Below are 21,672 nucleotides of genomic sequence, written 5' to 3' on the forward strand. Positions count from 1 at the left end.
GGCGGTGTCCGAATTACCGGACACCACCTTTTCAATTTATTCCTCTTCAGTAATTTCTTCTTCCACTTCGTCCGCTTCTTCTGCGTCCTCAGCTTCCATTTCTTCTACTGCTTCTGTTTCTTCAACGATTTCTTCCTCTTCGAAAAATTCGTCTTCTAATTCTTCTTCATCTTCTCCGTCTGTATCCAGTTTAATATTAGCATATTTCTTCATACCTGTTCCGGCAGGAATTAACTTACCAATAATAACGTTTTCTTTCAGACCGATAAGTGGGTCAACTTTTCCTTTAATTGCTGCTTCTGTCAGAACCTTTGTTGTTTCCTGGAAGGAAGCTGCAGATAAGAAGGAGTTTGTTGCCAGAGAAGCTTTTGTGATACCCAGCATAACCTGTTTTCCGTCTGCCGGCTCTTTTCCTTCTTTAATAAGTTTTTCATTCTCTTCTTCAAAATCAAGAACGTCAACCAATGTTCCCGGAAGGAATTCTGTATCACCATTGTTCTCAATGCGGATTTTCTTCAGCATCTGACGAACAATAACTTCAACGTGCTTATCATTGATTTCTACACCCTGCAGGCGGTATACTCTCTGAACTTCACGGATCATGTAATCCTGTACCGCACGAACACCTTTAATTCTAAGGATATCATGTGGATTTACAGAACCTTCTGTCAGCTCATCTCCGGCTTCCAGATAATCTCCGTCCTGAATTTTAATACGGGAACCGTAAGGAATTAAGTATGTCTTACTTTCTCCGCTTTCATTGTCCGTTACAATGATTTCACGTTTTTTCTTTGTATCTTTAAGAGTAGCAACACCCTTAATTTCAGTAATAATTGCAAGACCTTTTGGTTTTCTTGCTTCAAAAAGCTCTTCGACACGAGGAAGACCCTGTGTGATATCGCCGCCGGCAACACCACCGGTATGGAAAGTACGCATAGTAAGCTGTGTACCCGGTTCACCGATAGACTGAGCAGCAATAATACCAACAGTTTCACCAACCTGTACAGGTTCACCTGTTGCCATATTTGCACCGTAACATTTTGCACAAACGCCAATGTGGCATTTACAGGTAAGAATTGTACGGATTTTAACTGCATCGTAAGGCTTGCCTTCTGCATTTACACCTTCGTTTACTACACGAGCAGCACGTTTTGGTGTAATCATGTGGTTTGCTTTCACGATAACATTTCCGTCTTTATCCTTAATTGTCTCGCAGGAGAAACGTCCTGTAATACGTTCCTGAAGACTTTCGATTTCCTCTTTTCCGTCAACAAAAGCTTTTACCCACATTCCCGGAATTTCGCCTTTGCCTTCGCAACAGTCTACTTCACGTACAATCAGTTCCTGTGATACGTCAACAAGACGTCTTGTCAGGTAACCGGAGTCGGCTGTACGCAGCGCTGTATCGGACAGACCTTTACGGGCACCATGTGCAGACATGAAGTACTCCAATACGTCAAGACCTTCACGGAAGTTGGACTTAATAGGCAACTCGATAGTATGACCTGTTGTATCGGCCATCAAACCACGCATACCTGCAAGCTGTTTAATCTGCTTGTCTGAACCACGGGCACCGGAGTCAGCCATCATAAAGATGTTGTTGTATTTATCAAGACCTGTAAGCAGCGCTTTTGTCAAAGCATCGTCAGTCTTTTTCCATGTATCAACAACTTCTTTGTAACGTTCTTCTTCTGTAATAAGACCACGTTTGAAGTTCTTTGTAATCAAGTCTACGGTATCCTGTGCCTGTTTAATCATTTCCGGTTTCTGTGGAGGCACTGTCATATCAGAAATGGAAACTGTCATGGCAGCTCTTGTGGAATATTTGTATCCCATTGCCTTAATTGCATCCAGCACTTCTGCTGTCTTTGTTGCGCCATGTGTATTGATAACTTTTTCCAAAATCTGTTTTAACTGTTTTTTACCTACAAGGAAATCTACTTCCGGAAGAAGTTCATTTCCCGGAATTGTTCTGTCTACAAATCCTAAATCCTGCGGAAGGATTTCGTTGAATAACAGACGGCCCAATGTAGACTGTACTTTTCCTCTTAATACGCTTCCGTCTGCCATGTGTTTTTCCATGTAAACGAAAATCTTTGTCTGTAAAGTAATTGCCTGATTTTCATAAGCAAGGATTGCTTCGTTCAAGTCTTTAAATACTTTACCTTCACCCTTATATCCCGGTCTTTCCTGTGTTAAATAGTAAATACCGAGAACCATATCCTGAGAAGGAACGGCAACCGGACCACCGTCAGATGGTTTCAGAAGGTTGTTTGGTGAAAGCAGAAGGAAACGGCACTCTGCCTGCGCTTCTACGGATAATGGAAGGTGAACAGCCATCTGGTCACCGTCGAAGTCCGCATTGAACGCTGTACATACCAATGGATGCAGCTTAATTGCTTTACCTTCAACTAAGATTGGCTCAAACGCCTGAATACCTAATCTATGCAGAGTAGGTGCTCGGTTCAACATAACCGGATGCTCTTTAATAACGTCTTCTAAGACATCCCATACTGCCGGCTCAAGCTTTTCAACCATTTTCTTTGCATTTTTAATGTTGTGTGCAGTACCGTTGCTTACCAGTTCTTTCATAACAAACGGCTTAAACAATTCGATTGCCATTTCTTTTGGAAGACCGCACTGGTAAATTTTAAGCTCAGGTCCTACAACGATAACAGAACGTCCTGAGTAGTCAACACGTTTACCTAACAGGTTCTGACGGAAACGTCCTGATTTACCTTTCAACATATCGGAAAGAGATTTCAGTGCTCTGTTACCAGGTCCTGTTACAGGACGACCGCGGCGTCCGTTATCAATTAAAGCATCTACCGCTTCCTGTAACATTCTCTTTTCATTACGAACGATGATATCCGGTGCACCCAGCTCCAACAGTCTTTTCAGACGGTTATTTCTGTTAATAATTCTTCTGTATAAATCATTTAAGTCAGATGTTGCAAAACGACCACCGTCCAACTGTACCATAGGACGTAAATCCGGCGGAATAACAGGAACAACTGTCATGATCATCCATTCCGGTCTGTTTCCTGACTCTCTGAAAGCTTCAACAACTTCCAGACGTTTTACAATACGTGCACGTTTCTGTCCGGTAGAGTCTTTTAAACCGGCTTTTAACTCTTTGGACTCTCTTTCTAAGTCGATAGATGCCAGAAGCTCCTGAATAGCTTCTGCACCCATACCGACTCTAAAACTGTCACCGTATTTTTCTCTTGCATCCTGATATTCTTTTTCTGTCAGAACCTGTTTGTACTGTAAATCTGTTGTTCCTGCATCTAAAACGATGTAGTTCGCAAAGTACAATACCTTTTCCAGTGTTCTTGGAGACAGGTCAAGAATAAGTCCCATTCTGGAAGGAATACCCTTAAAATACCAGATATGAGAAACCGGTGCGGCAAGTTCAATATGTCCCATACGTTCTCTACGAACAGATGCTTTTGTTACTTCAACGCCACATCTGTCACAGATAACGCCTTTATAACGGATTTTCTTATATTTACCGCAGTGACATTCCCAGTCTTTACTTGGTCCGAAAATTCTTTCGCAGAAAAGACCGTCTTTTTCCGGTTTTAATGTTCTATAATTGATGGTTTCCGGTTTTTTCACCTCACCATGAGACCATTCACGGATTTTCTCCGGAGATGCCAGTCCGATTTTGATGGCATCAAAGGTCATCGGCTGATATACCTCTTTGTTTGCTGTTTCCGGCATTGTGGACTCCTTTCCTAATTACTCATCAAGAGCATCTTCATCTAAGTCTAAGAAAACATCTTCGTCTGTGTCTTCTTCCACATCTACTAATTCTTCGCCTTCAAATTCCTGTTTGGAAAATCCGTGGCTTCCGTAGTCCTCATTGTCATTGCCTCTGGAGTCCCCTTCGATAATGGAACGCATATCTGTGTCGCCATAATCAATGTTCTCCATAATTTCAACTTCTGTCATATCTTCTCTAAGAACTCTTACATCAAGTCCTAAGGACTGTAATTCTTTCAAGAGTACCTTGAAGGATTCCGGAATACCCGGTTCAGGAATATTGTCACCCTTAATAATTGCTTCGTAAGTTTTAACACGTCCGATAACATCATCAGATTTTACTGTCAGGATTTCCTGCAGTGTGTAAGATGCACCGTAAGCTTCCAGTGCCCAAACCTCCATCTCTCCGAAACGCTGACCACCGAACTGAGCTTTACCACCCAGAGGCTGCTGTGTTACTAAGGAGTATGGACCTGTGGAACGTGCATGGATCTTATCATCTACCAGATGATGCAGTTTCAGGTAGTGCATGTGTCCGATTGTTACAGGGCTGTCGAAGTATTCACCTGTACGTCCGTCACGCAGTCTTACTTTTCCATCTCTGGAGAGAGGAACACCTTTCCAAAGCTCTCTGTGTGCTTTGTTTTCGTCTAAGAACTGCATTACTTCAGGTCTTAATGTATCTTCGTATTTTTTACGGAATTCTTCGAAATCTTCTGTATTTACATAATCATTTGCTAATTCCAGTGTATCCTGAATATCGTTTTCGTTTGCACCATCGAAAACAGGTGTCGCGATATTAAATCCTAATGCTTTCGCAGCAAGACTTAAATGGATTTCAAGAACCTGTCCGATATTCATACGAGAAGGCACACCAAGCGGATTTAATACGATGTCCAGAGGACGTCCGTTTGGCAGGAATGGCATATCTTCTACTGGGAGTACACGGGAAACAACACCCTTGTTACCATGACGACCAGCCATTTTATCACCAACAGAGATTTTTCTCTTCTGTGCAATATAAATACGAACTGCCTGATTTACACCAGGAGATAATTCATCACCATTTTCTCTTGTAAATACTTTTGCATCCACTACGATACCGTATTCACCATGAGGTACTTTCAGGGAAGTATCACGAACTTCTCTTGCCTTTTCACCGAAGATTGCACGAAGCAGCCTTTCTTCCGCAGTAAGCTCTGTTTCTCCCTTTGGAGTAACCTTACCAACCAGAATATCACCGGCTCTTACCTCTGCACCGATACGGATAATACCTCTTTCATCCAAATCCTTTAACGCATCGTCACCGACACCCGGTACGTCTCTTGTAATTTCTTCCGGTCCTAATTTTGTATCTCTGGCTTCTGCCTCATATTCTTCAATATGAACAGATGTATAAACATCGTCCATAACCAGTCTTTCACTTAAAAGAACAGCATCCTCGTAGTTATAACCTTCCCATGTCATAAATCCGATAAGAGGGTTCTTACCAAGAGCTAATTCACCATTAGAAGTAGATGGACCATCTGCAATAACCTGACCAGCTTCTACGTGCTCGCCTTTTACAACGATTGGTCTCTGGTTGTAGCAGTTACTCTGGTTACTTCTCATGAATTTTGTCAGATGATAAACGTCTTTTGTTCCATCATCATTTTTCATAATAATTTCTTTAGAAGCAGCACATTCTATAGTACCGGATTTTTTTGCAACAACACAAACACCGGAGTCTACAGCTGCTTTTGATTCCATACCTGTACCAACCACAGGAGCTTCTGTTGTAAGAAGCGGAACTGCCTGACGCTGCATGTTAGATCCCATCAGCGCACGGTTGGCATCGTCGTTCTGAAGGAAAGGAATTAATGCAGTAGCAACGGAGAACACCATCTTAGGTGATACGTCCATGTACTCAAACATCTGTCGTTCGTATTCCTGTGTTTCTTCTCTGTAACGACCGGATACGTTTTTATGAATGAAATGCCCTTCTTCATCCAATGGCTCATTCGCCTGAGCAACATGATAAATATCTTCTTCATCTGCTGTCATGTAAACAACTTCGTCTGTTACTCGTGGATTTTTCGGATCAGTTCTGTCAATTTTTCTGTATGGTGCTTCTACAAAACCATACTCATTAATTCTTGCGTAAGATGCAAGAGAGTTAATCAAACCGATGTTTGGACCTTCAGGAGTTTCAATCGGACACATTCTTCCGTAATGGGAATAGTGAACATCTCGAACTTCAAATCCAGCTCTGTCTCGTGACAAACCACCAGGTCCCAATGCAGATAAACGTCTCTTATGTGTCAGCTCACCCAATGGGTTGTTCTGATCCATGAACTGAGACAACTGGGAAGAACCAAAGAATTCTTTCACCGCTGCTGTTACCGGTTTAATATTAATCAGGGACTGTGGTGAAATTCCCTCTAAATCCTGAGTTGTCATTCTTTCACGTACCACTCTTTCCAATCTGGAAAGACCAATTCTATACTGGTTCTGTAAAAGTTCACCAACTGCTCTGATACGTCTGTTTCCTAAGTGGTCAATATCATCATCTGTACCAAGACCATATTCCAAGTGCATGTTATAGTTAATGGAAGCTAAAATATCTTCTTTTGTAATATGCTTCGGAATAAGCTCGTGGATTTCTCTCTTAATTGCATCCTTGATATCATCCAGCTCTTCATTTTCTTCTAAGATTTTCGCAAGTACCGGATAGTAAACTAATTCTGTAACACCCAGCTCTTTTAATTCTTCATCGCTTAAATCTACATAATTCTTCAGGTCTACTGCCATACTGGACAGCACTTTGATATTACGCTCTTCGCCCTGTATCCATACATAAGGAACAGCTGCATTCTGAATGGTATCAGCCAGCTCCTGACTCACAACAGTACCTGCTTCGGCAATAATTTCACCGGTTGTCACATCAACCACTTCTTCCGCAAGCATGTGTCCTGCAATACGGTTACGAAGAAGAAGCTTCTTATTAAATTTGTAACGACCTACTTTTGCCAAATCGTAACGGCGAGCATCAAAGAACATACTTGTAATCAAGCTCTCTGCGCTTTCTACTGCCAGAGGTTCACCCGGACGGATTTTCTTATATAATTCCAGCAGACCTTCCTGATAGCTTTCGGAAGTATCTTTTGTAAAGCTGGCTAAAATCTTTGGTTCTTCGCCGAACAAATCTATAATTTCTGCATTCGTACCAATTCCTAAAGCACGAATCAAAACGGTAATAGGGACTTTTCTTGTTCTGTCTACACGTACATAGAATACGTCATTGGAGTCTGTTTCGTATTCCAGCCATGCACCCCTGTTCGGGATAACTGTTGAGGAATACAGGGTTTTACCCAGTTTATCGTGTGCGATTGCATAATAAATACCTGGTGAACGTACTAACTGGCTGACGATAACACGTTCAGCTCCGTTAATTACAAACGTACCAGTTGCTGTCATAAGTGGCAAATCACCCATGAAAATTTCATGTGTGGTAATTTCGCCGTTTTCTTTGTTGTGTAATCTTACCTTTACCTTTAAAGGTGCAGCGTATGTTGCATCTCTTTCTTTACATTGCTCGATGGTATATTTCTTTTCATCTTCACACAAAGTAAAGCCAACAAATTCCAAGCTTAATTTACCGCTATAATCTGCGATTGGAGAGATATCTTCAAAAACTTCATTTAAGCCTTCGTCCAGAAACCACTGGTAAGAGTCTTTCTGAACCTCAATGAGGTTCGGCATCTCCAGTACCTCTTTCTGGCGCTGGTATGACATTCTCATGGCCTTACCATTAGTTACGGAACGGATTCTGTTTTTCTCCATTGACGTTTCACCCCTTGTATGTTTTAATTTAAATTAATGCAGGAGTCTCTTTTTTATAGACTCCTAGGCATAACTTGCCATAATAGTGCATTTCTCACTATATCACCTTTTGTCAACAGTGTCAATAGCTTTCCTTATTTTTTTCGTAACAGTTCAGCCATGCACAAATCCAACAAAAATGGATTAGCAAGCTTGCTTGCAACAAGACAATTTTGTTGGATTTGTATATGGCGCTCTGCCATAAGCGAGAATTTGCGCTGCATTGCAGCGTATAGGTGGTGAAACCACCAATTCGAGCTGATATGGCTGAACTGTTACTTTTTTCAAATCCAATGTAACAAACCATTCAGAGTAATCGGCTGCGCAAAAAGAGCCTGCGCCTTTTACAAGACGCAGACCCTCCTTTTCATCTCTTATTTATCCATACCATGACTTTCACAGTCGCATCCCCCATGGCAGCCGCCTTTTTTAGAACAGCAGCCCCCTGACGGACACCCGATACATTTTGTACCGCTCTTTTTCGCTTTTACAATATAAGCCACTGCCACTCCCACTGCCAAAAGCAAAATTCCTGCCACCAATAAATTTGCCATATATGCTCCTTTCCAATATATGCCGCTATACGTGCAAGCTGTATTTTTCACCAAATGTTTTCTGTGTTTTCCTTGATAATACAACCAAAACACCTGCCATGGCAAGCACTGCCGCCAATCCCGGAAGAAAACCTGCTCCCAACGAACCTGTTGTTATCAGTGTCCCAATCTGATATACCAAAAACGCAACGCTATATCCTGTTCCCAGCTGTAAAGCAATACCGCCCCACAGCCATTTTTTATCCTGCATTTCCGAGTTCATCGCTCCGAGAGCCGCAAAGCAAGGCGGTGTAAAAAGATTAAACATCAAATATGCCAAAGCCGCAACTTTCGTAAGTCCCATAACCGCGGCAACTTCGTTTCCGCCTCCCACTAACGCCAATTTATCTGTGTCAATAAAGTTTGTAAGCCCATATACAACTGCCAATGTTCCCACCACATTTTCTTTTGCAATAAATCCGGTAATTGCCGCTGCTGCCAACTGCCATACACCAAATCCCAAAGGAATTAAAAGCACAGCAAAGGGAGATGCAACAGATGCTAAAATGGAAGTGTTTTCCATTCCTTCTTCCACAACCTGAAACTGCCAGTTAAAGCTCTGCATAATCTGTACCACAGTATTACATACTAAAATAATTGTTCCCGCTTTTACAATATATGCCTTGCCACGGGAAAGCATAGATAAAGTCGCTCTCTTTAAGCTTGGAACTTTATATTCCGGAAGCTCTATAATAAAGAAGGATTTCCTGAATTTATATCCTGTAATTTTCTTTACCAAAAGTGCCCCTAAAAAAATCAACACAATTCCCACCAGATACATCGTAGGTCCTACCCACGCCGCATCTGCAAAAAACGCTCCTGCAAATAAAGCAATAACCGGTAGTTTTGCCCCACAAGGCATAAACGGTGTCAGCATAGCCGTTGCTCTGCGCTCTCTTTCATTACGAATGGTTCGACAGGACATAATTCCCGGAATTGCGCATCCTGTACCGATTACCATAGGAATAACAGATTTACCGGAAAGTCCCACTCTTTTAAAAATCGGATCCAGTACCACCGTTGCCCTTGCCATATATCCGCAGTCTTCTAAGAGAGCAATCAGGAAATACATAACCATTACAAGAGGCAGAAATCCTACCACAGCGCCTACCCCGCCAATAATACCGTCTACCAAGAGCGCCTGTAAAAATGGATTTGCATTTTCTACCATTCCCGCTGCCCAGCCTTGAAAGGTTTCTATCCAACCTACCAACCAGTCAGCAATCCAAGTCCCTACTGTGGACTGGGAAATGTAAAACACAAGAAACATCACCGCTGCGAAAATGGGAATTCCCACAAACTTATTAGTAAGAACAGCATCAATTTTGTCCTGCTTGTTTTTGTCCCTTGTAAAAACTTTTCTCTTTTCTACTTCTTTTACAATACTGTTTACAAAAGCAAAACGCTTTCTGTCTGCCGCTTCTACTTCTGCTTTATTCTGAAGATTAATATCTCCCTGAACATAAGGCGCTTTTTGCTCACAGCCCTTTAACGCCGCCGCTTTACTTACCACCTGTTTTAATCCTTCATGCCCTGCTGACGTGGATACCGTTTGAATAACCGGACACCCCAACCTCTCAGATAACAGACGGATATCAATTTCTGTCTTTTTCTTCTGTGTGATATCACTTTTATTCAAGGCAATTACCATAGGAATTCCCAATTCTAAAAGCTGCGTAGTAAAAAACAAGCTCCTGCTTAAATTTGTAGCATCTACAATGTTAATTATCGCATCTGGACTTTCATTTTTTACATAACTGCTGGTAATGCTCTCCTCTGATGTAAAGGGTGACATGGAATATGCCCCCGGCAAATCTACGGCAATTAATTCTTCCGCTCCCTCAAAATAACCTTTCCGAATAGAACTTTCTTTTTTGTCCACCGTAACACCTGCCCAGTTTCCCACTCGCTCATTTCTTCCTGTGAGGGCATTATACATCGTAGTTTTTCCACTATTGGGATTTCCCGCTAACGCAATTCTCATCATTACTCTCCTTCTTTCAATTAGTTCATGCTAACTCACTCTTTTAAAAAAAGAACTCCGCTTTGCAGAATTCTTTTTTCTGCGACAGACCATTTCGCAAACCCTGTCTATATTAGAATAGCCTGTGCCAAATCTGTATCCATATTATATCTGGCATCTTTTAAGGAAACTACACAGCCGCCTTTCCGCTTTGAAATTACGGTAACAGGCTCACCACTGTAACATCCCAAGGAAAACAAGAACGCATCCAGTTCCTCATCTTCTGTGGCAATACCTTTTACAATATATTCTTTTCCTTCTTGCGCTTCTGATAAGTTCATAACTATTGACACACTCCATTTCTTTTGAGTTATTCGCAACTTACTAAAGTTAGTTTATACTAATTTTTTATATTTGTCAATAGTCTTTTTTTATTTCATTCCCATAAACACTGCCTGTTTCACCATCAAACGTTTTGTATGATATACCACGCCCACTCTCTGTTTTTTCATAGCTGCCATATAAAATACAACTCCCAATGCAGCCCACAACAGAACAATGCTCCACTCATAAACAGACATAGCCGCCGGCGCGCCCGGTATATACATAAAAAGCATAATTCCACAGGAAACCACTGCTGCAACACCTGTAAACATACCATATTTTACTTTGTACGGTCTTTCCATCTTAGGTTCTTTTCTTCTCAATTTAATGAAAGAAGCAGATACAAGGAAATAAGCAATCACAATGGCAAAAGCCCCCGCATTTGACAACCACGTCAACATATTTTCACCTAAAAACGGCGCAAGTGAGGTCACTGCCGCAATTAGTAAAATAGCATTCACCGGTGTTCCATACTTTTTATGCTTCTTAGCCAGAAATGACGGAAGCATTCCTTCTTCTGCCATTGCACAAATGGCATGGCTGCATCCCACATAAAAGGAGTTCCAACTGGTAATAATTCCGCAAATACCACCCATAATCAATACCTTTGAAGCAATGGCGCTGCCCATATAAGCTTTCTGCATAGCATCCGCAGATGCCATTCCCGATACAGCAAGCTCACCGCTTGTCATAGAAAGAGAAACTCCGAAAATAATCATCGCATACCAAAAGATTGCCATTACAACAGATAAAACCAAAAGCTTTCCTATCTTCTTATAAGGAATATTCATCTCTCCTGCCGCCTGAGGAATAACATCAAATCCCATAAGCATAAACGGCGTCATTACTGCCACGGTAATAATTCCTGCCGCTCCGTTTACAACCGGAGCATCAATATTTGCCATGCTTCCATTTACTGCCGAACCACCCATCAAAGCCAACCCTACCGCTGCAATAATTAAAGTACAAACCGTCTGAAGCAAAGCTGCATTTTTTGTGCCGAAATAATTCACTGCTGCCACAGACAAGGAACTGATAACACCTACCAGCACCCATGTAACATAAATATCAGAACCGTTCACAGTGTACATATACCCTTTTACATAGCCGGGGAAAAGATACTGCAAAACACTTGGAAAAGCAACTGCTTCAAAAGCAATTACCGCAATATATCCCAAAATCATGCTCCATGTACAGATAAAGGATGCCTTTTTTCCAAATGCACGTTTAGAAAATTCCTGACATCCTCCGTTTCTTGGCATAGCTGACGTAAGCTCTGCATAGACCTTTCCAACAAACAAAACCATGATACCGCCTAAAATAAAAGCTAAAATCGCACCAAAGGTGCCGGCCTTTGTAATCCATTCGCCGGACATGACTACCCAGCCCCAACCAATCATTGCTCCAAATGCAAGCGTGATTGCATCTAATTTTCCTAATCCTTTTTTCTTCATAACCAACACCTACTTTCCTCTGCTAAAACACTACCTCGTTACCTTTGACAACTTTATTATATTACTAAGTTGTCAGTTTTGCAAGATGTATTTTGCAATAATTGTAAAAATGGTTTAAAATAAAAAAAGACTACAAAACAGATGAGGGAAGCTTATGGAAGGAAAAAAAGAAAAAACAGGCAATATTCCAAAATATGAACAAATTGCCGCAGACATTGCATATCAGATAGTGGAAGGTACTTACAAGGAAGGGGAAAAAATTTATGCCCGCTCCTCTATCGGAAGCAGATATAATGTTTCATCAGAAACTGCCAGACGGGCGGTTTGTGTATTGGCAGATTGGGATATTGTAGAAGTAGAGAAAAACAGCGGCGTAATCATTACGTCGATATTAAACGCCAAAAATTTTCTGTCTCAGCATCAACAGACACAGTCTATTTATTCTCTGAAAAGCAAGATTATGGACAGCGTGGAACGGCAAAAACAGGAAAATAAAGAGCTGCAAAAACATTTAACAGAATTGATTGAGCAAATAGAATGTTACAGAGCCACGAACCCCTTTATCCCGCATGAATTGATTATCTCAGAAGAAACACCTTATTTAAATAAATCCATTGCAGAGGTTAATTTCTGGCAGGAAACCTTCGCTACCGTCATTGCAATAAAGCGAAACGGAAACATTATTATGTCTCCGGGGCCGAAAGCCGTATTCCGCCTAAATGACATTTTTTATTATACCGGAAACGAAGACTGTTACAGAAGAGTACAGGAATTTATGTACCCGAAAATATAAACAGGAATTATGCCGCAGTACAATTTCCTATGAAATAAAACAAACCCCATTGTCATTGCGACAATGGGGTTCAATATTTTACTCAAATTATTTAAGAGTAACTTTAGCGCCTTCTGCTTCAAGTTTTGTTTTGATTTCTTCAGCTTCTGCTTTAGATGCGCCTTCTTTTAATACTTTAGGAGCTCCGTCTACAACTTCTTTAGCTTCTTTTAAGCCTAAGCCTGTTGCTTCACGAACAACTTTGATAACTTTAACTTTGTTTGGTCCAACTTCTGTTAATTCTACGTCGAACTCATCTTTTTCTTCTGCTGCTTCTGCTGCACCGCCTGCTGCTGCAACTACAACACCTGCTGCTGCAGATACACCAAATTCTTCTTCACAAGCTTTTACTAATTCGTTTAATTCTAATACGGATAATTCTTTGATAGCTTCAATAAATTCAGCTGTTGTTAATTTTGCCATTATTATTTACCTCCAATTTTTCATTTATAAATTATTTTTCTTTGCCTTTTCGGCGTCTCATACAAACTTCTGATTAAGCCTGCTGCTCTGCAATCTGGTTAAGCACACGAGCGAAGTTTGCAATAGGTGACTGGATACTTCCAAGCAATTTTCCAAGAAGTTCTTCTCTTGAAGGAACCTGGGAAAGTGCTTCGATTCCTGCCTTATCATAGTAAGTGTCTTCTACAACACCTGCTACTAATTCCAGTGTTGGAACTGTTTTTGCGTATTTAGCCAGAATTCTTGCCGGTGCTGTTGCATCTTCTGTACATACAGCTAAAGCATTTGTTCCTTCTAAATGCTGGCATAAATCTTCACAAGCTGTTCCTTTGAATGCAAAGTTCATCATTGTGTTTTTGTAAACTTTGTAAACAACTCCAGCTTCTCTTAATTCCTTACGCATCTGTGTATCCTGTTCAACATTGATACCTTTGTAGTTTACTAAAACTACTGCTGCTGCATCTTTAATGCTGTTGGAAATCTCTTCTACGACAGGTTTTTTAAGTTCTACTTTTGCCATGAATTAGTGCACCTCCTTGTTTTTTTAGGCTGCGCTGCTCAAAATTAAGAAAACCTCTTTGCACAAGACAAAGAGGTTTAAAAATCAATCTTATCTATAAAGAATGAATCTTTCCTCGGCAGGCGTTTTTATCCTTATGCCTTACGGCACCTGCTGTCTTCGGCAGCTATTCCTTTGATAAGGTAACATATATGAGGTCACTTGTCAACTACTTTTTTTGTAATTCATAAACTTGCAAAAAATCACTGCCACAATGGTACTTACTGCCGTTGCTACAATCCCCGGTCCTACAATCGCCGTTGGATTGACGCTTCCATACTGGCTTCGATAAGCAATAATATTCACCGGTATCAACTGCAAGGAAGATATGTTCAAAATCAAAAAAGTACACATTTCATTACTTGCAATACCTTTTTTCCGCACAATTCCTAAAGCTCTGCCCTGCCTTCGGTCATCCTCCAAATTTCCCAATTCCTCCATTGCCTTTAATCCAAAAGGTGTAGCTGCCCATCCAAGACCTAAGAAATTGGCAATCATATTTGCGGAAATAAATTCCATTGCCTTATGTTCCATAGGAATTTTAGGAAAAAGAAACCTCAGAAGGGGCTTCATTGCCTTTGTCATACGCTCCACCAGTCCGGAGGCTCTGGCAATTTCCATAACCCCTACCCACATTGCCACAATCCCTGCCATTGCAATACACAAAGATACCGCCTCCTTCGCAGAAGAAAGGGCTGCATCTGTTATTTTACTCATATTTCCTGTGGCAGCACCATATAAAATCCCAATGAGGAGCATCATACCCCAAAGAATATCCAGCATACGTCCTCCAAATATACTTTTTCTTTAGAATATGCTGCAAATCAGGTTGTTATTCGCCGCCGTTTTCACTGTTTTCATCTTTATCTTGTACAGCACTCTCCTGTGCAAGGCGGTCTCCTGCCTCTTGTGCCTTTTGACTATACTCCGAAAGTCTCTCAAATATTTTTTCCTTCTGATCCCCTTCTGCCAAAATCGGCTGATAATTATTATAGCCCTCCTCATAAGCAGAGGAAATTTTGCACGGAAGGATATTGGTTACATTATCTTCCTGCAATTTTCCGTCTTTAACAGTAAAAGTCTGCTGGAAAATCATAGTATCCATATCGCTGGGCGCTGAATTTCCTCCGAAACAGAAATTCCCCAGACTGTATACAATATTCTTGCCTTTATATTCTTCAATCCCCTGCAACACATGAGGATGATGACCTAACACTAAATCGGCTCCATTATCAACAGCTGCGTGGGCAAGCTCGACCTGTACATCATTGGGAACATTTTCTTTTTCCTGCCCCCAGTGAAAGCTTACAATGATAATCTGTGCACCCTGTTCTTTCAAAGAGGCTATATTATCAAGCAAGTCTTGTTTACAGTCTATATGCTCTGCCAGCTCATAAACTCCTGCAAGTCCTACTTTCACGCCTTTTATGTCCATGACCGCAGTTCTCTCATATCCAAAAGAGGAAATCCCTTCTGCTTCAAGGGCTGTGATTGTGTCCTCATAACTCTTTTTGCCATAGTCAAAGCTGTGGTTGTTTGCCAGATTTGCCGTTTCCACCGCTCCTGCCGTAAGAATTTTCGCATACTCTGCATCCCCTTTAAACGCAAACTGCTTTGGTTCTCTTGTAGTTTCTTCCGTCAAAGTTCCTTCCATATTTACAATCGTTAAATCATCCTGCGCAAAAACAGGCTGTACATTTTGGAAGAAATATGCAGGGTCCTGCACTGCATCATATTTTCCCTTAAAGCTTCTTTTGTAGTTAAAGCCTTCATCCGTTCCCAGAGTGCAGTCACCCGCTGCACTGATGGTAATTGTTGTTTCCTGTACCTCAAGTGTCTCCTGTTTTTCAGGCTTCTGTCCTTCTTTATTCGCACTTTCTGTTTTCGTTTCAGGCTGCGGTTCTTCTTTATTAGATTTATACAAGCCCTTCGCTAATAACGCTCCGCATAAGATTACCAGCAGAATAATATCTGTGGTTATAATCACCTTCAAACGCAATTTTTTCTTTTGTCCTTTTCTTTTCATAAATGTTCCCTCAATACGTAACTCCTCTTATTCTTGGTTTAAAAGTGCCTGATATACATCACGCTTCCGTATTCCTCTGTCCTTTGCCACCTGCTTCATGGCATCTTTGCGGCTCATTCCTTCCTTCTCATAAATAGCCAGGTGTTCCTCTAAAGACATGTTTTCCCATTTCTGGCGTTCTTCTAAAACCAGTTCTTCTCTTGGACGTCCTGCCAAAACCATTACACATTCCCCTTTTGGCGGATTTTCCTTGTACCACGCGATCGCCTGAGATAATGTATCTCTGAAAACTGTTTCATACTTCTTCGTAAGCTCCCGGCAAAGAGAAATTTTTCTGTCTCCCAGCTCTGCATAAAGCTCCTCCAGCGTTTTTACCAGCCGATGAGGCGCTTCGTACAGAATAATCGTTCTTGTTTCGTTCTTCAACTCCTGTAAAATACAGGCTCTCTCTTTCTTGTCAGAGGGCAGAAAAGCCTCAAAAGCAAAACGCCTTGTAGGAAGTCCTGACAAAGTTAATGCAGTAATACAAGCTGCCGCTCCCGGAAGAGATGTAACCTCAATACCCGCCTCACAGCACATTGCCACCAGTTCTTCTCCCGGATCAGAAATCCCCGGTGTTCCCGCATCTGTAATCAAAGCAATATTTTTTCCGTCTAAAAGCTGCCCTACCAAATATCTTCCCTTGTCAAATTTATTATATTCGTGATAACTGGTCATTGGTGTTTTGATTTCAAAATGATTTAACAGCTTAATACTGTTTCTGGTATCTTCTGCCGCAATCAAATCCACCTCTTTTAAAATTCGCAGCACCCTGTATGTGATATCTTCTAAGTTTCCGATGGGCGTTGCACATAAATACAATTTTCCGCTCATTTTATCACCTCCTGCCCGTAAATTTTCTGTATTTCCTCTGTATAAATCCCCTGTTTTTCATACACGATTAGCGGCTTTTCCACAAGCATGCGTGAATTTCCTCCACGCAGCCCTTCAATCAGCACCATATTCGGCTCTTTATCCGCAAAAGGCTGTACCAATCTCATTCTTTTAGGCTCTATCCGATATTTCACCATAACTGACATAATCTCTGCCAGACGAAATGGTCTGTGCACCATATAAAAGCGCCCTTTTGGCTTTAAAACCTTTGCAGCCTGAGAAATAATATCCTCTAAATTGCAGAGGGTTTCGTGTCTTGCAATAATTTTCGCCTCATTGCTTCCCGTCAACCCATGATGCCCTATCATATAAGGAGGGTTGGTAGTCACAACGTCAAAAAAAGCCCCTCCATAAATGGAAGCGGACTCTTTAATATCCCCTGTGGTAATCGTTATATCCTGCTCCAGATGGTTGTACGCAACGCTTCTCCTTGCCCTTTCTGCACTTTCCTCCTGTATCTCAAGTCCTGTAAAATGCTCTCCCTTCGGATATCGTGCCTTTAATAAAATGGGGACGATACCTGTACCCGTCCCCATATCCAGCACTCGTTCTCCCGGCTTTACCTGCGCAAACCAGGATAAGAGCACTGCGTCAATCCCAAAGCAAAACTGCTGAGGATTTTGTATCAAGCTATATCCGTTTTGGAGGTCATCCAGTCTTTCTCCTTCTCGAAGTATCTTCTCCATAATCGTGAATGTCCTCTTTATTTATCTCTTTCCAGTTCTTTTAATGCTTTCATTTCTTCTTCTGTCAGCTTCAGTTTTTCCCGTTTCTGACGTGCTTTAAACTTCAATTCTGATGCCTGATATTCTCTGATTTCTTTCTCGTCCTCCACATCCACAATTACTTTGACATACTGGCGGAGTACATTTACACTCTGTACTTCACCTTTCAGTCCTTCCGGTGTGGTCACCCTGTCTCCCGGATTTGGCAATTTTCGATTTAACTCTTCGTAAGTCTCTTCCTCATTTTTCAGACAGCACATCAGTCTTCCGCATACACCTGAAATCTTTGTAGGATTTAAAGATAAATTCTGTTCTTTTGCCATTTTAATGGAAACCGGCACAAACTCTGACAGATACGTATGACAGCACAAAGGTCTTCCGCATATACCGATACCTCCTAAAATCTTTGTTTCATCCCTTACGCCAATCTGGCGAAGCTCTATTCTTGTCTTAAAGATTGCTGCCAAATCCTTTACCAGCTCACGGAAATCAATACGTCCGTCCGCAGTAAAGTAAAAGAGAATTTTATTATTGTCAAACGTGTACTCTACATCAATCAGCTTCATTTCCAGATTATGCTCTCTGATTTTCTTTAAACAAATCTGAAATGCCTCTTTTTCTCTTTTTCTGTTCGCTTCCTCTTTTTTATCATCCTGAGGCGTTGCAATACGGATAACCTCTTTTAGCGGCTGTACCACTTTCTCATCCGATACCTCTCTTGGCGGCAGCACAACACTTCCGTATTCCACACCTCTTGCGGTTTCTACAATGACATGCTCTCCTGCCTTTATCTCTAAGTCTTGCGGTGAAAAATAATAAATTTTTCCCACGTTACGAAATCTTACTCCAATTACCTTTGTCATAACTAGTTCTCCCTGATTGTAAGGAACAAAAGTTCCATGGTTAAATCAAAATTTACATTTGCCTGCAAACGTGCTTTTGCTGTTTCGATAGCCCGAATAATTTTCTCCAAGCCTTCATAAGAGCTTCTGTCAGCACGGCTTTTAATATCATTATACTCCTGGCGAAATACAAGTCCGTCAATCTGTCTGGTTGCCTTAAACATCAAAACATCTCTGAACCATACCAGATACAAATCCAAATACTCATATATGGTATGCTTTTGCTCGGAAAGAAGTTTAATAGCATCTACCATTTCGTAAACTTCCATATCCTGACCTCGTTTCAGAATACGAAAAGCCGCATCCATCATCTCCGTGAAATCCTCGGCAGTGGCAATCTGCTTTGCTTTTCCTACATTTCCCTGTGCAAAGGCAACACTGACCTCCGCCTGATAATCCGGCACATGAAGCTCTTCCATTAAATATTTCTTAATTACTTCATCTCTGACCGGTTTAAAATTCAATGTCACACATCTTGATGCAATCGTGGGAAGCAAGGTACTCCCGTTATTTACCAACAAAAGAATGACTGCGTAAGCCGGCGGTTCTTCTATGGTTTTCAACAGAGCGTTCTGCGCCTGCACAGTCATCTTCTCCGCTTCATCTACAATATAAATTTTATATGGTCCTGTGTATGGTTTAATAGAAACATCAGAAATTAACTGTTCTCTGATATCTTCAATACCTATGGAATTTGGTTTCTCGTGACTAATGTAAATAATATCCGGATGGTTCCGGTTCATTGCCTTTTTGCAGGAACTACACTGCAAGCATGGTTCATCTCCATGCTTTTCACACTGCAACGTCATAGCAAACAACTTTGCCAGAAGCTTCTTACCGCTTCCCTTCTCTCCTGCAAAAATATAGGAATGGGAAACCTTATCCATTGCTGCTGCATTCTTTAAATGTTTCACTACTTCTTCATGTCCCAATACTTTTTCTACTTCTTGCATTGCAATTCACCTCAATTCCTGCGCTCTTACGAGAACAACTTTCGTTCATTATATCACATATTTTTTCCCTACTGCAACTTTTGTATATAGTTTTTAATTTCTTTTATACAATTTTCCAGCTCCGTATTATAAAATCTCTTTGTAATGCCTGCCTCCCGTAACTTTTCTTCTGAAAAATCCTGTGCGTCTGTCAGAAATCTCCGGCACATTTCCTCATATTTGGGAGTTTTTTGCTGTTCTTCTCTGGCGATTGCTCTCTTTAAACGCTCTCCATCCTCCACTTCTATATAAATAGGGCAGATTTTTTCTTCTCCGTAATAATTTTTCAGCTGCATATAAGACTCTAAGGTTCCAATTCCCAGATAATTTTTTTCATCGTCTGCAATCTGACCGTCATCTGCGGTAAAGTATGTCCAAGGCCCATATACTGTTTCATAAGTTCGGGACTCTATTACTTTTCCATCTTCTTTCAGCCGGCAAAAGCGTTCTTCCTGCACAAAATGATACTCCCGCCCCTGCATTTCCCCTTCTCTCATCGGTCTGGTGGTATATAAAATCAGTTTTGAAAGCTCCAGTGTTTCATCTGTACGCAGGCGGTTATAAATTGTATCCTTCCCTGATGAACTTTTTCCCATAATATAAAAAATCTTTCCCATAGTCGCTCCTTTTATCTTCCTGTTTTATCTGTCTAAAACCCATATAAATTCCTGTGTATAATCCTGTAAACCCTGAAGGTAAATCCCCTGCTTTTTCCACTTCAGCGCCTGCTCAAGAAACTGCCTGTCAATCTTTTCTCCCGGAGTTAAAAGCGGTATTCCCGGTGGATACAGATAAGCATACTCGCCTGAAATCAGCCCTTCACTTTCTGAAAATAATACTCTCTGTTTTTTTCCTTCCATCCCTTCATAAATAGGACAAGCCTGCTCGGCACGAAACACCTTACTGCTGTCCTCAAAGCAAAATTTCGGTTCAAAGCTCCTAGATAACCCTGCATCAATTTCCAAAAACGCCTGTGTTAATCTTTCAAATCCTTCCTTATTATCTAAGACACCGGTAAGAGCAATAACGTAGTTTTCCGCCTCCATTTCCATTTCTAAATGATATTTTCCCCTTAAAATATCATGAAGCTTTACTCCTGATATTCCCGTACCAACTGTGGAAATCACAAGCTTGGAAATATCAAAAGCAGAATAAGTATTTCCAAGTTCTTGCTCCAGCATCCGAAGGGACTTCATTTTACTTAACTGCAATCGACATTCTTTTAAATTATCCACATATTCCTCAAACGCTTCTTCTCCCTTTTCTTTTATAAATCTCAGACAAGCGGAAATGCCACCCATTAACACGTATGAAGGACTGCTGGTCTGATAAATCCCCAAAAAAGTTTCTACTTTATTGATATCTATGCGTTTTCCTTTCACGTGCAAAAGAGCTGTCTGAGTAGGTGACGGCAGGGTTTTATGCAGGCTGTGAATAACCACATCCGCTCCCAAATCAAGGGCAGAAACAGGAAATCCATCATGAAACGAAAAATGTGCCCCATGCGCTTCATCTACAATGAGAGAAATATTATATTTGTGCACAATTTCTGCTATGCTTTTCACATCGGATACTATTCCTTCATAGGTGGGCGAAGTAATTAAAACAGCCTGAATGTCTCTATCTTTTTCTAATGCTTTTTCCACATCAGCAGGTAAAATCCTGCCATTTAATCCACAAGTCGGCTCATAAGACGGATAAAGATACGTGGTCTTCAAGCCTCTTAAATATGCAGCATGATACACTGCCTTATGACAGTTTCTGACCATCAAAAGCTTCCCGTTTCTCTTCGTGCAGGCTGAAACTGCTGCCAAAATTCCTGCCGTACTGCCATTTATAAGAAAATACGTAAAATCAGCTCCATAAAGGCTTGCTGCCAGTTGTTGATTTTCCTTTAAAATCCCCTCTGCATGATGAAGATTATCAAAATCTGTTATCTCCGTAATGTCAATATCATAAAAATTTTTCATTGTGTCCGGCAAAAAATTCCGCTTGTGTCCGGGCATGTGAAAAGGATAAAAATCTGTCTGGCTGTATTCATACAACGCCTCATCTAAATATTTCATATATTCCCTGCTCTCCTCTATACGCATTTTCATTAGTACATTTCTTACGGAACATTATTATTGTGTAGTACCTGACCTCCTATTGCAATAATAAAGCGACTGCTGCATTAAGACTAACACAACAGTCGCCTACTTAAAAGAAATAATTTCTA

At 41.0% G+C, this 21,672-nt stretch carries 17 protein-coding genes and 1 other annotated feature; of the genes, 1 reads left to right on the forward strand and 16 read right to left on the reverse strand.

Features of this window, described 5'->3' with window-relative positions:
• Positions 1 to 36: 36 nt before the first annotated feature.
• From rpoC to CGC63_RS14460, 6 genes are all read right to left on the reverse strand, one after another.
• Positions 37 to 3,726: a DNA-directed RNA polymerase subunit beta' gene (gene rpoC / locus CGC63_RS14435; protein ID WP_003022223.1), complete on the reverse strand. Its 3,690-nt coding sequence runs from the start codon at positions 3,724 to 3,726 to the stop codon at positions 37 to 39.
• A gap of 18 nt (positions 3,727 to 3,744) precedes the next feature.
• The gene (rpoB, locus tag CGC63_RS14440) at positions 3,745 to 7,590 is read right to left on the reverse strand and encodes a DNA-directed RNA polymerase subunit beta (RefSeq protein ID WP_003022221.1); all 3,846 of its coding nucleotides are present in this window, start codon (positions 7,588 to 7,590) and stop codon (positions 3,745 to 3,747) included.
• Positions 7,591 to 8,003: 413 nt separating this feature from the next.
• Positions 8,004 to 8,183 (reverse strand): FeoB-associated Cys-rich membrane protein, encoded by a 180-nt coding sequence (locus CGC63_RS14445; RefSeq protein WP_003022219.1) that lies wholly within the window; start codon positions 8,181 to 8,183, stop codon positions 8,004 to 8,006.
• 25 nt (positions 8,184 to 8,208) lie between these two features.
• Positions 8,209 to 10,206 carry a ferrous iron transporter B gene (feoB, locus tag CGC63_RS14450; RefSeq protein WP_003022217.1) on the reverse strand — a complete coding sequence of 666 codons (1,998 nt, stop codon included), beginning with the start codon at positions 10,204 to 10,206 and terminating at the stop codon, positions 8,209 to 8,211.
• A 107-nt stretch (positions 10,207 to 10,313) separates the two neighbouring features.
• Positions 10,314 to 10,526, reverse strand: a complete 213-nt coding sequence (locus CGC63_RS14455) for a FeoA family protein (RefSeq protein ID WP_003022215.1) — start codon at positions 10,524 to 10,526, stop codon at positions 10,314 to 10,316.
• 90 nt (positions 10,527 to 10,616) lie between these two features.
• Complete coding sequence (locus tag CGC63_RS14460) at positions 10,617 to 12,023, reverse strand: APC family permease (protein ID WP_003022213.1); 1,407 nt, start codon at positions 12,021 to 12,023, stop codon at positions 10,617 to 10,619.
• A gap of 154 nt (positions 12,024 to 12,177) precedes the next feature.
• On the opposite strand from CGC63_RS14460, the gene CGC63_RS14465 reads away from it, so the two are divergent.
• A complete protein-coding gene (locus tag CGC63_RS14465) occupies positions 12,178 to 12,816 on the forward strand; it encodes a GntR family transcriptional regulator (RefSeq protein ID WP_003022212.1) in 639 nt (212 codons plus the stop codon).
• An 87-nt stretch (positions 12,817 to 12,903) separates the two neighbouring features.
• On the opposite strand, the gene rplL is transcribed toward CGC63_RS14465, so the two are convergent.
• The 10 genes from rplL to CGC63_RS14515 form a co-directional block, all read right to left on the reverse strand.
• A complete protein-coding gene (gene rplL / locus CGC63_RS14470) occupies positions 12,904 to 13,278 on the reverse strand; it encodes a 50S ribosomal protein L7/L12 (RefSeq protein WP_003022211.1) in 375 nt (124 codons plus the stop codon).
• 73 nt (positions 13,279 to 13,351) lie between these two features.
• Positions 13,352 to 13,837, reverse strand: a complete 486-nt coding sequence (gene rplJ, locus CGC63_RS14475; protein WP_003022209.1) for a 50S ribosomal protein L10 — start codon at positions 13,835 to 13,837, stop codon at positions 13,352 to 13,354.
• 38 nt (positions 13,838 to 13,875) lie between these two features.
• Positions 13,876 to 14,018 (reverse strand) — a sequence feature (ribosomal protein L10 leader region).
• Between the two features lie 23 nt (positions 14,019 to 14,041).
• Positions 14,042 to 14,659 carry a nucleoside recognition domain-containing protein gene (locus CGC63_RS14480; RefSeq protein ID WP_003022207.1) on the reverse strand — a complete coding sequence of 206 codons (618 nt, stop codon included), beginning with the start codon at positions 14,657 to 14,659 and terminating at the stop codon, positions 14,042 to 14,044.
• A 49-nt stretch (positions 14,660 to 14,708) separates the two neighbouring features.
• Positions 14,709 to 15,902, reverse strand: coding sequence for a CapA family protein (locus CGC63_RS14485; RefSeq protein WP_003022205.1), 1,194 nt, complete (start codon positions 15,900 to 15,902; stop codon positions 14,709 to 14,711).
• 27 nt (positions 15,903 to 15,929) lie between these two features.
• Positions 15,930 to 16,775 carry a 16S rRNA (cytidine(1402)-2'-O)-methyltransferase gene (rsmI, locus tag CGC63_RS14490; RefSeq protein ID WP_003022203.1) on the reverse strand — a complete coding sequence of 282 codons (846 nt, stop codon included), beginning with the start codon at positions 16,773 to 16,775 and terminating at the stop codon, positions 15,930 to 15,932.
• The gene (locus tag CGC63_RS14495) at positions 16,772 to 17,521 is read right to left on the reverse strand and encodes a tRNA1(Val) (adenine(37)-N6)-methyltransferase (RefSeq protein WP_003022200.1); all 750 of its coding nucleotides are present in this window, start codon (positions 17,519 to 17,521) and stop codon (positions 16,772 to 16,774) included. The genes rsmI and CGC63_RS14495 overlap by 4 nt, the downstream gene beginning before the upstream one ends.
• Before the next feature lie 17 nt (positions 17,522 to 17,538).
• Positions 17,539 to 18,423, reverse strand: coding sequence for a PSP1 domain-containing protein (locus CGC63_RS14500; protein WP_003022199.1), 885 nt, complete (start codon positions 18,421 to 18,423; stop codon positions 17,539 to 17,541).
• Positions 18,424 to 18,425: 2 nt separating this feature from the next.
• Positions 18,426 to 19,415: a DNA polymerase III subunit delta' gene (holB, locus tag CGC63_RS14505; protein ID WP_003022197.1), complete on the reverse strand. Its 990-nt coding sequence runs from the start codon at positions 19,413 to 19,415 to the stop codon at positions 18,426 to 18,428.
• A 68-nt stretch (positions 19,416 to 19,483) separates the two neighbouring features.
• A complete protein-coding gene (locus CGC63_RS14510; RefSeq protein WP_003022195.1) occupies positions 19,484 to 20,071 on the reverse strand; it encodes a nucleoside/nucleotide kinase family protein in 588 nt (195 codons plus the stop codon).
• A 24-nt stretch (positions 20,072 to 20,095) separates the two neighbouring features.
• The gene (locus CGC63_RS14515; RefSeq protein ID WP_040351187.1) at positions 20,096 to 21,520 is read right to left on the reverse strand and encodes an aminotransferase class I/II-fold pyridoxal phosphate-dependent enzyme; all 1,425 of its coding nucleotides are present in this window, start codon (positions 21,518 to 21,520) and stop codon (positions 20,096 to 20,098) included.
• Positions 21,521 to 21,672 lie beyond the last annotated feature (152 nt).

Source organism: Blautia hansenii DSM 20583 (assembly GCF_002222595.2).
GTDB classification, from domain to species: Bacteria; Bacillota; Clostridia; order Lachnospirales; family Lachnospiraceae; genus Blautia; species Blautia hansenii.

Bases quoted from the DNA above. Each gene is read 5' to 3' on its own strand.
- rplL (WP_003022211.1), bottom strand. From the start codon at position 13,278: ATGGCAAAATTAACAACAGCTGAATTTATTGAAGCTATCAAAGAATTA.
- CGC63_RS14515 (WP_040351187.1), bottom strand. From the start codon at position 21,520: ATGAAATATTTAGATGAGGCGTTGTATGAATACAGCCAGACAGATTTT.
- rpoC (WP_003022223.1), bottom strand. From the start codon at position 3,726: ATGCCGGAAACAGCAAACAAAGAGGTATATCAGCCGATGACCTTTGAT.
- CGC63_RS14485 (WP_003022205.1), bottom strand. From the start codon at position 15,902: ATGAAAAGAAAAGGACAAAAGAAAAAATTGCGTTTGAAGGTGATTATA.
- holB (WP_003022197.1), bottom strand. From the start codon at position 19,415: ATGCAAGAAGTAGAAAAAGTATTGGGACATGAAGAAGTAGTGAAACAT.
- CGC63_RS14455 (WP_003022215.1), bottom strand. From the start codon at position 10,526: ATGAACTTATCAGAAGCGCAAGAAGGAAAAGAATATATTGTAAAAGGT.
- rpoB (WP_003022221.1), bottom strand. From the start codon at position 7,590: ATGGAGAAAAACAGAATCCGTTCCGTAACTAATGGTAAGGCCATGAGA.
- rsmI (WP_003022203.1), bottom strand. From the start codon at position 16,775: ATGAGCGGAAAATTGTATTTATGTGCAACGCCCATCGGAAACTTAGAA.
- CGC63_RS14510 (WP_003022195.1), bottom strand. From the start codon at position 20,071: ATGGGAAAGATTTTTTATATTATGGGAAAAAGTTCATCAGGGAAGGAT.
- CGC63_RS14495 (WP_003022200.1), bottom strand. From the start codon at position 17,521: ATGGAGAAGATACTTCGAGAAGGAGAAAGACTGGATGACCTCCAAAAC.
- CGC63_RS14445 (WP_003022219.1), bottom strand. From the start codon at position 8,183: ATGGCAAATTTATTGGTGGCAGGAATTTTGCTTTTGGCAGTGGGAGTG.
- CGC63_RS14480 (WP_003022207.1), bottom strand. From the start codon at position 14,659: ATGCTGGATATTCTTTGGGGTATGATGCTCCTCATTGGGATTTTATAT.
- rplJ (WP_003022209.1), bottom strand. From the start codon at position 13,837: ATGGCAAAAGTAGAACTTAAAAAACCTGTCGTAGAAGAGATTTCCAAC.
- CGC63_RS14460 (WP_003022213.1), bottom strand. From the start codon at position 12,023: ATGAAGAAAAAAGGATTAGGAAAATTAGATGCAATCACGCTTGCATTT.
- CGC63_RS14500 (WP_003022199.1), bottom strand. From the start codon at position 18,423: ATGACAAAGGTAATTGGAGTAAGATTTCGTAACGTGGGAAAAATTTAT.
- feoB (WP_003022217.1), bottom strand. From the start codon at position 10,206: ATGAGAATTGCGTTAGCGGGAAATCCCAATAGTGGAAAAACTACGATG.
- CGC63_RS14465 (WP_003022212.1), top strand. From the start codon at position 12,178: ATGGAAGGAAAAAAAGAAAAAACAGGCAATATTCCAAAATATGAACAA.